The following is a 14,730-nucleotide window of genomic DNA, read 5'->3' as shown; positions in this document are numbered from 1 at the left end:
CCTCCCGGTGGCTGGTAGGGTTGGGCCACCGACGCGGGGTGGAGCAGCTCGGTAGCTCGCTGGGCTCATAACCCAGAGGTCGCAGGTTCGAATCCTGCCCCCGCTACTCGCACACGCAGGGCCCGGTCACCACGGTGACCGGGCCCTGCGTCGTTCCCGGTCTCGACCTCGTCCCCGCTTCGTGGTTCGCTTCGTTCCGCTTCCGGCTCGTCCGGACGACGTCCACCTGCACCGGACCACCCGGGGAGTCGCAATGGCGCTGACACGCGAGGCCACCGTCGAAGAAGCCGTCGAGGCCGTGGATCGCGACGGGTACGTGCTGATCGAGGGGCTGATGGACCCCGAGTGGGTGTCGGCCGCCAGGGCCGACCTCCAGCGGGTGCTGGCGGAGACGGGCACCGGGCGCAACTCCTTCGAGGGCTTCTCCACCCAGCGGGTCTACGCGCTGTTCGCGAAGACCCGCTTCTTCGACGGACCCGGTACCCATCCGCTCGTCCTCGGGGTCCTGGACCACGTGCTCGGCCACTACCAGTTCAGTGCGCCGGTCGGCATCCAGATCGGCCCGGGCGAGGTTGCGCAGGTCCTGCACCGCGACGACGACGTCTACCCGCTGCCCCGCACCGGCACGGACGTCGTCGTCAACACCATGTGGCCCCTCGACGACTTCACCGTCGAGAACGGCGCGACGCGGTTCGTGCCGGGGAGCCACCGGTGGGAGCCCGGCCGCACCGCCACGGAGGAGGAGACGAGGGCTGCGGTCATGCCCGCCGGGTCGGTCCTGATCTACGTCGGGAACCTCATCCACGGTGGGGGTGCGAACACGACGGACAGGCCGCGGCTCGGCGTCATCCTCGAGTACGCCGCCTCCTGGCTCCGGCCGCAGGAGAACCACGTCCTGGCCGTGCCGCAGGAGATCGTGCGAGAGCTGCCGGAACGGCTCCAGGAGCTGCTCGGCTACAACATCCACCCGCCGTTCCTGGGGTACGTCGACGGGCGGCACCCCCGGCGGTCGCTCTAGACGACCTCGCACCGGCGGGTGCCGGTGACCTAGGTTGGCGTCGTGGCCACCCCCGGAACGGAGATCCAGGTGCAGGCCGGCGGCCTGACGTTCGGCTGCCTGACGGCGGGCCCCGAGGACGGGCCCCTGGCGCTGTGCCTGCACGGGTTCCCCGACACCGCGCACACCTACCGGCACCTGCTGCCCGAGCTGGCCGCCGCCGGCTTCCGGGCGGTGGCCCCGTTCTCCCGGGGGTACGCGCCGACCGGCGTCCCCGACGACGGCAGGTACCAGACCGGTGCCCTGGCCCGGGACGCGAACGCGCTGCACGAGGCCCTGGGCGGTGACGACCGCGCCGTGGTGATCGGCCACGACTGGGGTGCGCAGGCGACGTACGGCGCCGCGGTCGGCGCTCCCGAGCGCTGGCGCAGGGTCGTGGCCATGGCCGTCCCGGTCGGCCCCGCGCTGGCCGGCTCGTTCTTCACCTACGACCAGATCAAGCGGTCCTTCTACATGTACTTCTTCCAGAACCCGCTGGCCGACGTCCTGGTCGCGGCCGACGACCTCGCGTTCGTCGCGCGGCTGTGGGCGGACTGGTCACCCGGGTACGACGCCACCGAGGACCTGGCCTTCGTCCGCACCTCGCTCGGGACGCCGGAGAACCTCGCCGCGGCACTCGGCTACTACCGGGCGCTGTTCGACCCGGCCCGCCAGTCGCCCGAGCTCGCCGCCGAGCAGCAGGCGGTCAGCGGTGTCCCGCCGCAGCCGACCCTCTACCTGCACGGCGCCCAGGACGGCTGCATGGGCGTCGACGTCACCGGGACGGTGCGCGGCGTCCTCGCCCCCGGGTCGGACGTCGGCGTCGTCCAGGACGCCGGACACTTCCTGCACCTCGAGCAGCCCGCCGAGGTGAACCGCCGGATCGTCGACTTCCTGACGCGGTGAGCGGCGTTCGGCGGACCGCCGTCAGACGGGGCTGAGCTCGTCGCTGTGTCGTCGCCTGTTCGGGAACGTCTGCGGTGCGGCCGCCCGGACGGCCGGTTCGGGGCGGAAGGCCGGCGCGAGCCGGTCGTGGACGGCCGGCGGCGTCCGCGCGTGCTCCGGCTTCTGCGGCCGGGAGCGTGCTCCGGCGAGCAGCGCGTGCGGGCGGGTGGCGTCGTCGTCGTCCGCCCCGCCGGGCAGCGCGCGGGCCGGGGCGGCGGGGAAGGTCTCGCAGCGAGGGGGGCGGGCCGGGTCGGGGAGCCGGAGCTCGGCGAGGTCCTTCCAGGTGGAGTGGCGCAGACCGTCGACGACGCAGCGGACGCGGGCCAGCACCCGCCCCTCCTGGGTGGTCCACCCCAGCAGCTCGCCGGAGTACCAGATGCCGCGGTGGTGGATCTCCACGGGCTGCGGGTCGCCGACGAAGAGGCTCACCCCCGAGTTCCCGCTCACGAGGCGGACTGTAGGTGCGGGCTCCGGCCGGGTCGGGAAGGCGCGCGTGCGCCCTGCGGGCTGCGTGACGGGCCAGTCCCACCACTCACTCCGGTGCCTGCCGCAACCCCCGGCGGGGCGGGTTCCGACGCCGTGTAGAGTGGCATCTACCGACGCGGGGTGGAGCAGCTCGGTAGCTCGCTGGGCTCATAACCCAGAGGTCACAGGTTCGAATCCTGTCCCCGCTACCACGTTGGAACGGCCCTCACAGTCGCACTGTGAGGGCCGTTTCCGCATACGCCGGTGTCGGCACCGCCCCGGCGCAGCGCGCGCCCTGCGCACTCGCGGATGCGAGCGCGCCCGGCAGTCTCGAGGAGGAGCAGTGGCTCGACGAGGCCAGCCCCAGACGGGGGCTCGCCGCACCGCACCGCGGAACCAGCGGCGTGCCCGCGGTCCGGAGGACGTGATCTCCGTGCTCGCCCGCGCCGTGCGCGAGGTCGAGGCCGCGGTGCAGCGGGGTGCGGTGACCGCTTCGGTCCGCACGAAGTTCCAGGCCGTCGCCCTGGTGGCGCGGGACGAGCGGGCGCGGGTCCGGGCCGACGAGGAGAGCGGGCCGGCCCACAAGGCCGAACAGCTCAAGCGCCTCGACGGCATCGCCACCATCCTGGCCAAGACCGCGGTGCGCGACTCCGGGCTCCTCGCGCTCCTCGGCGAGGACGCCGTCGTCTCGGGATCGGCCAAGGCGCTCCGGCTGGACATGCTGCGGGCCGCCGGCGTCGAGCCCGCCGTGGAGGAGGCGCCGCCCGAGGAGACCGAGCCGGCCCCGGTCGCTCCCGAGCGCCGCGTCGTCCCCCAGTCGGTGGTCTCCCGGCAGCTGGCCAACCCCTTCCTCGCCCCCGACTTCGAGGCGGCCCGGCAGAACACCCCCCGGCCGCGCCGGCTGGCCGGGTGGGAGCTCCTGGCCCCGCTGCTCAACTCCTTCGAGCGCGCCGGCGGCGGGGCCCCGGCGTGCATGGACCTGCCCTTCCCGACCTCCCGGTTCACGCCGATGGGCTCGGACCTGATGCCGCACCAGGGTCAGCTGGTCGCCGCGGCGGCGGCCGGCCACCGCACGTTCCTGCTCGCCGACGAGCCCGGACTGGGCAAGACGGCCCAGTCCCTGCTCGCCGCCGAGGCGGCCGACGCCTATCCGCTGCTGGTCGTGGTGCCCAACGTGGTGAAGACCAACTGGGCGCGGGAGGCCGGCCGCTGGACGCCGCACCGCAAGGCCACCGTCGTCCAGGGCAACGGCGAGACCGTCGACGGGTTCGCCGACATCGTCGTCGTCAACTACGAGGTGCTCGACCGCCACGTGGGCTGGCTGGGCGAGTTCGGGTTCCGCGGCATGGTCGTCGACGAGGCGCACTTCATCAAGAACAAGACCTCGCAGCGCTCGCAGCACGTGCTGGAGCTCTCCGAGCGCATCCGCGTCCGGTCCCCGCGCCCGCTGCTCATGGCGTTGACCGGCACCCCGCTGATCAACGACATCGACGACTTCCGGGCGATCTGGCAGTTCCTGGGCTGGATCGACGAGGAGAAGCCGCTGGGCGAGCTGATGGAGTGCCTGGAGGACGCCGGTCTGACCCCGGCCGACCCGGGCTTCTACCCCGCGGCCCGGCAGTGCGTGATCGACATGGGCATCGTCCGCCGCCGCAAGGTCGACGTCGCGGCCGACATCCCCGCCCGCCGCATCGCCGACCTCCCCGTCGAGCTCGACGACAAGGCCGGCAGCTCGATCCGCAAGGCCGAGCGCGAGCTCGCCCGCCGACTGGTCAAGCGCTACGAGAGCGCGCTGGCGGCCCGGGAGTCGGCCACCGAGGTCGAGGGCATCGACACCGATCTGGTGCGCAAGGTGGCCGGCTGGGAGCTCAAGGACACCAGCACGAAGACCACCGGCGAGAACGTGTTCGGCATGATGCGGCGCATCGGCCAGGCGAAGGCCTCGCTGGCTGCCGACTACGCGGCCCAGCTCGCCCGCAGCGCCGGCAAGGTCGTGTTCTTCGCCAAGCACGTCGACGTCATGGACGTGGCCGAGGAGTCCTTCGAGCGGCAGGGCATCTCGTACGCGTCGATCCGGGGCGACCAGACCCCGGCCGCGCGGCAGCGCAACATCGACGCCTTCGTCAACGACCCGGACGTCGCGGTCGCGGTGTGCTCGCTGACGGCGGCCGGCGTGGGGCTCAACCTGCAGGTCGCCTCCAACATCGTGCTCGCCGAGCTGAGCTGGACCGACGCGGAGCAGACGCAGGCCATCGACCGGAGTCACCGCATCGGGCAGACCGAGCCGGTGACCGCCTGGCGCATCATCGCCGCGCAGACGATCGACGCCCGGATCGCCGAACTCATCGACAGCAAGGCGGGCCTGGCCGCCCGGGCGCTGGACGGCTCGGACGAGGTGTTCTCCTCCACCGACGTGCAGCTCGAGGCGCTGGTCGCGCTGCTCACGGCCGCGCTCAGCGAGGCGTCGTAGCGACCCGTCGAGGTCGGCGGACCGAAGAGCGCCGACCGGAGATGGGCCCGAGTGTTGTGCGTCACCCCTCCGCTCTCTACCGTCAGCGCTGACCGTTTTGTCTGCGACAGTGAGGCGCCCCGTGTCCGTGAACACTCCTGCCGGCCCCGTCGACTCCCCGGAGTTGGACATCGACGCGATCGACCTCTCCGACCGCGACTTCTGGGCGGAACCGCCGGCGGTGCGGCACGCGGTCTTCGACAAGCTGCGGGCCGAGCGGCCCTTCGCGCACTTCGCCGAGCCGGTGATGGAGGGCATGGAGCCGGGCCCCGGCTACGTGGCCGTGACCCGGCTCGCCGACCTGGACGCCATCAGCTCGCAGCCGGCCGTCTTCTGCTCGGGCAAGGGTGCGGTGTCCATCCAGGACCTTCCGGCCGATCTGAGCGAGTTCTACGGCTCGATGATCAGCATGGACGATCCGCGGCACGCCCGGATCCGGCGGATCGTGGCCAAGACCTTCACGCCGCGGATGCTCGAGCAGGTCATCGACTCCGTGGTCGGCATCGTCGACCAGGTGCTGGTCGAGGCCCGGGCCAAGGCCGAGGCGGGGGACGGCACCATCGACGTCGTCGCCGACATCGCGGCACCCATCCCGCTGCGGATCATCTGCGACATGATGGGCGTCCCCGAGGAGGACCGCCTCCTCGTCCTGAACGCCTCGAACACCATCCTCTCCGGTGGTGACCCCGAGCTGACCGACGAGGAGGACCCGCTCACCGCACTCCTCGAGGCCGGGATGTCGATGGCCGCGCTCATGGAGCGCCTGGCCGCCGAGCGGGTTGCCCATCCCACCGACGACCTGACGACGGCGCTGGTGAACAGCGAGGTCGAGGGCGAGAAGCTCACCCACCAGGAGATCGCCTCGTTCTTCATCCTGCTGCTGGTGGCCGGCAACGAGACGACCCGCACCGCGATCGCGCAGGGCCTGTTCGCGCTGTCGGAGAACCCCGACCAGCGGGAGCGCTGGATGGCCGACCCGTCGCTGGACAAGACCGCCGTCGAGGAGATCGTCCGGTACGTCAGCCCGGTCACCTGGATGCGGCGCACCGCGACCCAGGACGGCGAGGTGAACGGCCACCGGTTCCAGGAGGGCGACAAGTTCCTGCTCTTCTACGCCGCGGCCAACCGCGACCCGGAGGCGTTCGAGGACCCGCACCGGTTCGACATCTCCCGCAACCCGAACAACCACGTCGGCTTCGGCGGGCACGGGCCGCACTTCTGCCTCGGGGCGCACCTGGCCCGCCGGGAGCTCGCCGTGACGTTCCGCCGGCTGTTCGAGATCTGCCCCGACCTGGAGATCACCGGGGAGCCGGCCCGGCTGCGCTCCTCGTTCGTGAACGGCCTCAAGCGGCTGCCGGCCCGGCTCGGTGGTGCGTGATGAGCCGGGTGCAGGTCGACCGGGAGCGCTGCGTCACGTCGGGCGTGTGCGAGTCGCTGGCCCCGGAGGTCTTCGAGATCGACGACGACGGCGTCCTGCAGGTGCGCCGGCCCGAGCCGGACGACGACCAGCTGGACGACGTCCGGGACGCCGTCCAGCAATGTCCCGCGCGGGCCCTCGCGCTGGAGGGATGATCGAAGCGGCCGCTCGCGGGTAGGGCCGTTCCCATGGAACCCACGGTCACGAACGCCCCGGACGCCAGCCGCTACGAGATCCGCGACGGCGACCGGCTGCTCGGTCACGCCGACTACCAGCGGGACGGCGACACATTCGTGTTCACGCACACGGAGGTCGACCCGGACGCCGGGCAGTCCGGTCTCGGCAGCACCCTCGTCCGCGCCGCCCTGGACGACGTGCGCGCCCAGGGCGGGTCCGTCGTCCCGGAGTGCTCCTTCGTGCGCGGCTGGATCGGCAAGCACGACGACTACGCCGACCTGGTCGCGGGCCAGGGGAGCTGAGCCTGCCCGTGGCCGTACGGTCGGCGGTGTGATCCTCGAGCACGCGCTGCTGACCGTCCGGCCGGGCGAGCAGGAGGCCTTCGAGTCGGCCTTCAGGGAGGCGCGGCGGCTGATCGCCGCCGCGCCCGGCTTCCGAGGGCTGCGGCTGTCCCGGTGCCTGGAGCGCGACACCGGCTACCTGCTCCTCGTCGAGTGGGACCGGCTGGAGGACCACACCGACGGGTTCCGCGGCTCGCCGGCCTACCAGGAGTGGAAGGCGCTGCTGCACGGCTTCTACGACCCGTTCCCGGTCGTCGAGCACTTCGCGACCGTGCTGACGGCGGACCCGCCGGCCTGACTCAGGCGGTCAGCGCGGCCCGGTCCGGGGAGTCGCCGAGCTGCTCGACCAGGCCGTCGAGGGGCAGGCCGAGCGCATGGGCCAGCGCGGCCACGGTGAAGAAGGTGGGGGTCGGCACCCGTCCGGACTCGATCTTGCGGAGCACCTCGAGGCTCACCCCGGAGGCCGCCGACACCTCGGCGGCAGCCCGATCGCCACGGGCCTGCCGGAGCAGTGCGCCGAGCCGGCGGCCGCGCTCGCGCTCCTCGGGTGTCAGGGGCGGCCGGACCATGGGCGTGATAGTAATACCGGCCTAGCGTCACCGGAAGCACCGAGGAGAGACCCGTGATCGAGCTGCGCACCCCCGGCGAGCTGGATGCCATGCGTGCGGCCGGCGCCGTGGTCGCCGACATGCACGCCGCCGTCCGTGCGCTGGCCGCACCCGGCGTGCGGCTGACCCAGCTGGACGCCGTCGCCCGTGACGTCCTGTCCGACGCGGGGGCGACCTCGCCTTTCCTCGGGTACGCGCCGCTGTCGACCACCCCGCCCTTCCCGGGCGTGCTGTGCCTGTCGGTCAACGACGTCGCCCTGCACGGCATCCCGACGCCGGAGGTCCTCGACGACGGCGACCTGCTCAGCGTGGACGCCGGCGCCGTGCTCGACGGCTGGGTGGGCGACGCGGCGATGACCTACCCCATCGGCACGCCCCGGCCGGAGGACCTCGAGCTCGTCGCCACCACCGAGCGGGCGCTGGCCGCGGGCATCGCGGCGGCCGTCGTCGGCAACCGGATCGGCGACATCTCCGCCGCCATCGGCGCCGTCGGCCGGGCCGGTGGCTGCGGCATCAACACCGACCAGGGCGGGCACGGGGTCGGGCGCAGCATGCACGAGCCGCCGTCGGTGCCCAATGAGGGCCGCGCCGGACGCGGCGTGAAGCTGCGGGCCGGGCTGGTCATCGCCATCGAGCCGTGGTTCCTCGCCGGGGGAAGCGACGACTACACGGTGGACGCCGATGGCTGGACGCTGCGCAGCGCCGACGGCAGCCGCGCCGCCCACGTCGAGCACACCGTCGCCGTCACCGACGACGGACCCCGCATCCTCACCCTTCCCCGCTGAGCTCCTTCACCATCTCGAGCTCCGGCCCGTTGACGGCCGTGATCTGCACGCCGGTGGCCCGGAAACCGGCCTTCTCGTAGGCCCGGCGGGCCCGCGGGTTCTCCGTGTGCACGAACAGGCGGGCGCGGGGGAGACCCCGCTCGCGCAGCCAGCCGGTGGCCGCCCCGAGCAGCTCGCCCAGCAGACCCCGGCCGCGGTGCTCGGGGGCGAGATAGACGGCCGCGACGTAGCCGGCGGGCTCCTCGATGCGGCGCCCCCCGGCGTCGGTGTCGCCGGCCCGCTCGACCAGCGCGACGACGCTGCCCACCCAGCTGCCGTCCTGGTCGACGGCGACGAACAGTCGTGCCGCCGCGGCAGGCCCGGCGTCGACCGAGGACCCCCGGGTCTGGTCCCGCCAGAACTCGTCGGACCGGGCCGCGGCTTCGGCGTGGGACGTGAGGAACGCGACCGACGCGACGTCATCGGCCAGCGCCGCCAGGCGCAGAGTCCTGGCCTCGCGCCATTCGTGCGCCCGCACGGGCCGGATCGCGTACCGCGTCGTCACGACCCGGATCGTGCCAGCCCGGCGCAGGTGGACGCGCCCGCTTTCTGCCCGGCGTCAGCCGAGCGCCTGCTCCAGGTCGGCCAGGAGGTCGTCGGCGTCCTCGATGCCGACCGACAGCCGGACCAGGTCGCTCGGCACCTCCAGCGGTGAGCCGGCGGCGCTGGCGTGGGTCATCCGGCCCGGGTGCTCGATCAGCGACTCCACGCCCCCCAGCGACTCCGCCAGGGTGAACAGCTCCGTCCGCTCGCACACCCGCAGGGCCGCGTCCTCGCCGTCCCGGAGCCGGAAGGAGACCATCCCGCCGAAGCCGGACATCTGCGACGCGGCGATCTCGTGGCCCGGGTGGTCGGGCAGGCCCGGGTAGAGCACCGCCGACACGTCGCTCCGGGCGGCGAGGAACTCCGCGACCCGGGCGGCGTTGGCGCAGTGCCGGTCCATCCGGACCCCGAGGGTCTTCAGGCTGCGCAGCACCATCCACGAGTCGAACGGGCCCGCGACCGCGCCCATCGCGTTGTGGTTGTAGGCCAGCCGCTCGCCGAGCGCGGTGTCCCGGACCACCAGCGCGCCGCCCACGACGTCGGAGTGACCGCCCAGGTACTTGGTCGTGGAGTGCACGACGACGTCGGCGCCCAGGGTGAGCGGCCGCTGCAGGTAGGGCGAGGCGAAGGTGTTGTCGACGACGAGCAGCGCGCCGGCCTCGTGCGCGATCGCCGCCGTCGCCTCGATGTCGGTGATGTTCAGCAGCGGGTTGCTGGGCGTCTCGCACCAGACCACGCGGGTGGTGGGCCGGATCGCGGCACGGAGCGCGTCGGCGTCGTCCAGGTCGACCGGGGTGTGCTCCAGTCCCCACTCCGACAGCACGCGGGAGATCAGCCGGAAGGTGCCGCCGTAGGCGTCCCCGCCCAGGACGACGTGGTCACCCGACCGGCCGACGGTGCGCAGCAGGGTGTCCTCGGCGGCCAGCCCCGAGGCGAACGCCAGCGCCGTCGTGCCCTCCTCCAGGGCGGCCAGCGCCGCGTGCAGGGTGTCGCGCGTCGGGTTGCCGCTGCGGCTGTACTCGTAGCCGCCGCGCAGCCCCCCGACGCCGTCCTGCTTGTAGGTCGTCGTCAGGTGCAGCGGGGGGATGACCGCGCCGGTCGCCGGGTCGGGGTCCTGGCCCGCGTGGATGGCGCGGGTGTTGAAGCCGGTCATGAGCCGACCGTAGGCGTGAGCCCCGCGAGATGTCCCAGCACGTCCTGGCGGGTGACCACGCCGGCCGGCTTGCCGTCGACGTGCACCAGCAGGGCGTCCGCACCACCGAGCTGGGCGACCGCCGCGCTCACCGCCTCGCCCGATCCCACGATGGGCAGCGGTGGCGACATGTGCTTCTCGACGCGGTCGGCCAGCGACGCCTTGCCGGCGAAGAGGGCGTCCAGCAGCGTCTTCTCGTCGATGGAGCCGACCACCTCGCCGGCGGTGACCGGCGGCTCGGCCCGCACGACGGGCAACTGGCTGACGCCGTACTCGCGGAGGATGTCGATGGCGTCGCGGACGGTCTCGTTCGGGTGCGTGTGCACCAGGGTGGGCGTGCTGCCGCCCTTGGCCTCGAGCAGCTCACCGATGGTCTCGCCGCCGGAGGCCTCGAGGAAGCCGTAGTCGGCCATCCAGGCGTCGTTGAAGATCTTGTTCAGGTACCCGCGCCCGCCGTCGGGCAGGAGCACGACGAGGACGTCGTCCTTCGTCAGCCGCTCGGCCACCCGGAGCGCGGCGACGACGGCCATGCCGCAGGAGCCGCCCACCAGCAGCCCCTCCTCGCGGGCCAGCCGCCGGGTCATCGCGAAGGAGTCGCCGTCGGAGACCGCGACGATCTCGTCGGCGACGTCCTGGTCGTAGGTGGTGGGCCAGAAGTCCTCGCCGACGCCCTCGACGAGGTACGGACGGCCGGTGCCGCCGGAGTACACCGAGCCCTCCGGGTCGGCGCCGATGACCTGCACCCGGCCGCCGGAGGCCTCCTTGAGGTAGCGGCCGACGCCGCTGATCGTGCCGCCGGTGCCCGCACCGGTGACGAAGTGGGTGATCCGGCCCTCGGTCTGCGTCCAGATCTCCGGCCCGGTCGTCTCGTAGTGCGAGCGCGGGTTGTTCGGGTTGGAGTACTGGTCGGGCTTCCACGCGCCGGGCGTCTCGCGGCTGAGCCGGTCGGAGACGGAGTAGTAGGAGCGCGGGTCGGCCGGGTCCACCGCGGTCGGGCAGACGACCACCTCGGCGCCGTAGGCCCGCAGCACGTTGACCTTCTCCTGCCCGACCTTGTCGGGGCAGACGAAGATGCACCGGTAGCCGCGCTGCTGCGCGACGAGCGCGAGGCCGATGCCGGTGTTCCCGCTGGTCGGCTCCACGATGGTGCCGCCGGGCCGGAGCTCGCCGCTGGCCTCCGCGGCGTCGACCATGCGCACCGCGATCCGGTCCTTCACCGAACCGCCGGGGTTGAGGTACTCGACCTTCGCGAGCACCAGCGGCGCATCGGGTCCGAGGTCGCGGGTGACCGAGGACAGCCGCACCAGCGGGGTGTTGCCGACCAGGTCGATGACGGACTCGGCGTACTGCACGGCAGGCCTCCTCGCGGGCCCCGACCACCAGGACCCGTCGGCCACCATCCCACCAGAGGTGACTGCGGAGGGCACCGGGACGAAGATGCGGGCATGACGCTTCCAGCACCCACGCGCACCCTCGGCGGCCTGACCGTCTCCGCGCTCGGCCTCGGCTGCATGGGCATGAGCCAGAGCTACGGCACGGCGGACCGCACGGAGTCCCTCGCGACCATCCACCGTGCCCTCGACCTGGGCGTGACCTTCCTGGACACCTCGGACGTGTACGGCAACGGGCACAACGAGGAGCTCGTCGGCGAGGCGATCGCCGGCCGCCGCGACGAGGTGCAGCTGGCCACCAAGTTCTCCATCTCGCGCGACGAGCGCGGCCGGATGCGCATCGACGGCCGGCCGGAGAACGTGCGGGCCTGCGCCGAGGCCAGCCTGCGGCGTCTCGGCGTCGACGTCATCGACCTCTACTACCAGCACCGCGTCGACGCCAAGGTGCCGATCGAGGACACCGTCGGCGCCATGGCCGAGCTCGTGCAGCAGGGCAAGGTGCGCCACCTCGGGCTGTCCGAGGCGAGCGCCGCCTCGATCCGCCGCGCGGTCGCCGTGCACCCGATCGCGGCGCTGCAGAGCGAGTGGTCGCTGTGGACCCGCGACCTGGAGGGCGGTGCGGGTGGCGAGTCGGTGCTCGGGGTCGCCCGGGAGCACGGCATCGGCATCGTGCCGTTCAGCCCGCTGGGCCGGGGCTTCCTCACCGGCGCGATCACCAGCCCGGACGACTTCGGCGACGACGACTTCCGCAAGAACCAGCCGCGCTTCCAGGGCGAGGCGTTCCAGGCCAACCTGCGCCTGGTCGACGCCGTCCGGGAGATGGCCGCCGAGAAGGGCGCCACGCCCGGTCAGCTCGCCCTGGCCTGGGTGATGGCGCAGGGCGAGGACGTCGTCCCCATCCCGGGCACGAAGCGGCGTAGCTACCTGGAGGAGAACGTGGGCGCCACGGCGGTGCAGCTGACCGCCGACGACCTGGCCCGCCTCGACGCGATCGCGCCTCCGGGGGCGGCCGAAGGCAGCCGGTACCCCGACAGCGGCTACACCTACGGCGACAGCCCGGAGCGCGCCGCGTGAGCGCCGCGCCCGCCGCTCCGGTCACGAGCCGAGTGCGCGGCCGGGACGGCGTCGAGGTGGCGGTGCACCGCTGGGGCGCGCCGGGGGACCGGCCGCCGGTGGTGCTGCAGCACGGCTTCGCCGCCGACAGCCTGCGCAACTGGCAGGACAGCGGCGTCGTGGCGGCGCTGCTGGCCGAGGGGCGCGAGGTGGTCGCCGTCGACGCCCGCGGGCACGGAGCCTCGGACAAGCCGCACGACCCGGCGCGCTACGGCGAGAAGGCCATGGCCGGTGACCTCGCCACGGTCGCCGACGTCCTCGGGCTGGAGCGGTTCGACCTCGCCGGCTACTCGATGGGCGCGATCGTCTCGCTGGTGCTCGCCGGCACCGACCCACGGGTGCGCCGGCTGGTCGTCGGGGGCATCGGCGCGGGCGTGGTGGAGCGGGGCGGGGTGGACACGCGGGCCATCCGGACCACGGCCCTCGTCGCGGCGCTGGAGGCCGACGACCCGGCGTCCATCCCCGACCCGGCCGCCGCCGCCTTCCGCGCCTTCGCCGATCTCACCGGTGCCGACCGGCTGGCCCTGGCCGCGCACGCCCGGGTGGTGCACGCCGAACCGCTGCCGCTGGGGCAGATCGCGGCGCCGACCCTGGTCGTCGTCGGCGACGCCGATCCGCTCGCCGCCCGGCCCCAGGTGCTCGCCGACGCGATCCCCGGCGCCCGCCTGGTGACGGTGCCCGGTGACCACCTGGGCGCGGTGTCCACGCCGGTCTTCGTCGGCGCGCTGGTCGGCTTCCTGGGGGACGACGGGGGGTCGTGACCGGCGGGGTGTTCCTCGGCGCCGACCTCGGTACCAGCGGGCTCAAGGTGGTGGCCCTCGACGACGCCGGCGTCGTCGTGGCCGAGGCGGAACGGGAGTACGCCCACGACCGGCCCGCACCGGACCGGGCCGAGATCGACGTGGGCGTGTGGCGGACGGCCGTCGACGGCGCGGTGGAGGAGCTGGGAGCGGCGCTGGCCGGACGCCCCGTGCTGGCGCTCGGGCTGTCGGGGCAGATGCACGGCGCCGTGCTGGTCGATCCCGCGGGCCGGCCCGTCCGGCCGGCGCTGCTGTGGCCCGACGGCCGTGCCGCCGGCGAGCTGGCGCGCTGGCGGCGGCTGCCGGTCGCCGACCGCGCCGCCCTGGCCAACCCGCTCGTCGCAGGCATGACCGGGCCGATGCTGGCCTGGCTCGCCGCCCACGAACCGGACGCCGTCGCCCGTGCGGCGGCGGTCCTCCTGCCCAAGGACGCCCTCCGGATCGCACTCGTGCCGGGGGCCGAGGTGGCGGTCACCGACCGCAGCGACGCCTCGGCCACCCTGCTGTGGGACGTCGTCGCCGACGGCTGGTCGGCGGCGGCCACCGCGGCGGCGGGCGTGCCGGCGGAGCTGCTCCCTGTCGTGCGCCCGGCCACGGAGGTCGTGGGGATGACGTCGGTGGGCGGCCTCGAGGTGCCGGTGGTGGTCGGCGGCGCGGACACACCGCTGGCCCTGCTCGCGGCCGGGACGACCACGGGGCTGCAGGTGAACCTCGGCACCGGCGCGCAGGTGCTGCAGCCGGGCCGGCCGCCGCGGCCGGTCGCCGACCCGGCCACGCACGGCTACGCCGACGTGTCGGGGAGCTGGTACGCGATGGCGGCGCTGCGGAACGGCGGCTCGGCGTGGGCGTGGGTCCGGGCGGTGCTCGGGCTGAGCTGGGCGGAGCTGGTCGACGCCGCGGCGGGTGCCGCGCCCGGCGCCGGCGGTGTGCTGTTCCGGCCGTTCCTGACCGGCGAGCGCGGCGGGGTCGCCGGACCGCACGACCGCGGGAGCTGGACCGGCCTGAACGGCGGCACGACCCGCGCGGACCTGGCCCGCGCGGCGGTCGAGGGGGTGGGGTTCGCCGTCGCCGCGGCGGCGGGCTCGCTCGGGAGCGGGGACGGTGCGCCCGTCGTCGTCACCGGTGGAGCGGCGCGGGCGCCGGAGGTGCAGCAGGTGCTGGCCGACGTCCTCGACCGTCCCGTCCGGTACCTGCGCCTGCGCAGCGCGTCGGCGATCGGTGCGGCGGTGCTCGCCGCCCGCGGCATCGGTGCCGACGTCGAGCCGGAGCGCCGTCCGGGACCGGTCGTGGAGCCGCGGGCGGATCCCCGGGTGACCGACGCCGCCCGGCGCTGGGCCGACGGCGCAGTCTGACCCCCGGTCCGGGCCCT

General features: G+C 74.0%; 16 protein-coding genes and 2 tRNA genes. 13 read left to right on the top strand and 5 right to left on the bottom strand.

What is annotated here, in order from left to right:
* Positions 1-32: 32 nt before the first annotated feature.
* The 3 genes from ACI793_RS11775 (at position 33) to ACI793_RS11765 (ending at position 1,942) form a co-directional block, all read left to right on the top strand.
* Positions 33-106: transfer RNA gene (locus ACI793_RS11775), tRNA-Met, on the top strand.
* 147 nt (positions 107-253) lie between these two features.
* Positions 254-1,018: a phytanoyl-CoA dioxygenase family protein gene (locus ACI793_RS11770; RefSeq protein WP_456606554.1), complete on the top strand. Its 765-nt coding sequence runs from the start codon at positions 254-256 to the stop codon at positions 1,016-1,018.
* A 42-nt stretch (positions 1,019-1,060) separates the two neighbouring features.
* On the top strand, positions 1,061-1,942 hold the full coding sequence (locus ACI793_RS11765; protein WP_456606553.1) for an alpha/beta fold hydrolase: 882 nt from the start codon (positions 1,061-1,063) through the stop codon (positions 1,940-1,942).
* Positions 1,943-1,963: 21 nt separating this feature from the next.
* Here ACI793_RS11765 and ACI793_RS11760 read toward each other — a convergent pair whose 3' ends face one another.
* On the bottom strand, positions 1,964-2,428 hold the full coding sequence (locus ACI793_RS11760; protein ID WP_456606552.1) for a hypothetical protein: 465 nt from the start codon (positions 2,426-2,428) through the stop codon (positions 1,964-1,966).
* A gap of 153 nt (positions 2,429-2,581) precedes the next feature.
* On the opposite strand from ACI793_RS11760, the gene ACI793_RS11755 reads away from it, so the two are divergent.
* From ACI793_RS11755 to ACI793_RS11730, 6 genes are all read left to right on the top strand, one after another.
* Positions 2,582-2,658: transfer RNA gene (locus ACI793_RS11755), tRNA-Met, on the top strand.
* A gap of 212 nt (positions 2,659-2,870) precedes the next feature.
* The gene (locus tag ACI793_RS11750) at positions 2,871-4,916 is read left to right on the top strand and encodes a DEAD/DEAH box helicase (RefSeq protein WP_456606551.1); all 2,046 of its coding nucleotides are present in this window, start codon (positions 2,871-2,873) and stop codon (positions 4,914-4,916) included.
* A gap of 127 nt (positions 4,917-5,043) precedes the next feature.
* On the top strand, positions 5,044-6,333 hold the full coding sequence (locus ACI793_RS11745; RefSeq protein WP_456606550.1) for a cytochrome P450: 1,290 nt from the start codon (positions 5,044-5,046) through the stop codon (positions 6,331-6,333).
* Positions 6,333-6,527, top strand: a complete 195-nt coding sequence (locus tag ACI793_RS11740) for a ferredoxin (protein ID WP_456606549.1) — start codon at positions 6,333-6,335, stop codon at positions 6,525-6,527. The genes ACI793_RS11745 and ACI793_RS11740 overlap by 1 nt, the downstream gene beginning before the upstream one ends.
* 33 nt (positions 6,528-6,560) lie before the next feature.
* Positions 6,561-6,851, top strand: coding sequence for a GNAT family N-acetyltransferase (locus tag ACI793_RS11735; RefSeq protein ID WP_456606548.1), 291 nt, complete (start codon positions 6,561-6,563; stop codon positions 6,849-6,851).
* Positions 6,852-6,879: 28 nt separating this feature from the next.
* The gene (locus ACI793_RS11730) at positions 6,880-7,188 is read left to right on the top strand and encodes an antibiotic biosynthesis monooxygenase family protein (protein ID WP_456606547.1); all 309 of its coding nucleotides are present in this window, start codon (positions 6,880-6,882) and stop codon (positions 7,186-7,188) included.
* Position 7,189: 1 nt separating this feature from the next.
* On the opposite strand, the gene ACI793_RS11725 is transcribed toward ACI793_RS11730, so the two are convergent.
* Positions 7,190-7,459, bottom strand: a complete 270-nt coding sequence (locus tag ACI793_RS11725; RefSeq protein ID WP_456606546.1) for a helix-turn-helix domain-containing protein — start codon at positions 7,457-7,459, stop codon at positions 7,190-7,192.
* A 53-nt stretch (positions 7,460-7,512) separates the two neighbouring features.
* Between ACI793_RS11725 and map the strand changes: the two genes are divergently transcribed.
* On the top strand, positions 7,513-8,283 hold the full coding sequence (gene map, locus ACI793_RS11720) for a type I methionyl aminopeptidase (protein WP_456606545.1): 771 nt from the start codon (positions 7,513-7,515) through the stop codon (positions 8,281-8,283).
* Here map and ACI793_RS11715 read toward each other — a convergent pair.
* From ACI793_RS11715 to ACI793_RS11705, 3 genes are read right to left on the bottom strand one after another with little or no spacing between them, the layout of a single operon-like run.
* Positions 8,267-8,827: a GNAT family N-acetyltransferase gene (locus ACI793_RS11715; RefSeq protein ID WP_456606544.1), complete on the bottom strand. Its 561-nt coding sequence runs from the start codon at positions 8,825-8,827 to the stop codon at positions 8,267-8,269. The genes map and ACI793_RS11715 overlap by 17 nt on opposite strands.
* A 54-nt stretch (positions 8,828-8,881) precedes the next feature.
* Positions 8,882-10,018, bottom strand: coding sequence for a cystathionine gamma-synthase (locus ACI793_RS11710; RefSeq protein ID WP_456606543.1), 1,137 nt, complete (start codon positions 10,016-10,018; stop codon positions 8,882-8,884).
* Positions 10,015-11,409 carry a cystathionine beta-synthase gene (locus ACI793_RS11705; RefSeq protein WP_456606542.1) on the bottom strand — a complete coding sequence of 465 codons (1,395 nt, stop codon included), beginning with the start codon at positions 11,407-11,409 and terminating at the stop codon, positions 10,015-10,017. The genes ACI793_RS11710 and ACI793_RS11705 overlap by 4 nt, the downstream gene beginning before the upstream one ends.
* 93 nt (positions 11,410-11,502) lie before the next feature.
* On the opposite strand from ACI793_RS11705, the gene ACI793_RS11700 reads away from it, so the two are divergent.
* From ACI793_RS11700 to ACI793_RS11690, 3 genes are read left to right on the top strand one after another with little or no spacing between them, the layout of a single operon-like run.
* A complete protein-coding gene (locus tag ACI793_RS11700; RefSeq protein WP_456606541.1) occupies positions 11,503-12,522 on the top strand; it encodes an aldo/keto reductase in 1,020 nt (339 codons plus the stop codon).
* Positions 12,519-13,322, top strand: coding sequence for an alpha/beta fold hydrolase (locus ACI793_RS11695; RefSeq protein WP_456606540.1), 804 nt, complete (start codon positions 12,519-12,521; stop codon positions 13,320-13,322). The genes ACI793_RS11700 and ACI793_RS11695 overlap by 4 nt, the downstream gene beginning before the upstream one ends.
* Entirely contained in the window at positions 13,319-14,713 is a 1,395-nt protein-coding gene (locus ACI793_RS11690; RefSeq protein ID WP_456606539.1) for an FGGY family carbohydrate kinase, read from the top strand. The genes ACI793_RS11695 and ACI793_RS11690 overlap by 4 nt, the downstream gene beginning before the upstream one ends.
* Positions 14,714-14,730: the final 17 nt, after the last annotated feature.

The organism is Blastococcus sp. SYSU DS0617, from assembly GCF_054051075.1.
Note: the sequence above shows the minus strand (reverse complement) of the source record. Positions and strands in the feature narration are given on the sequence as shown.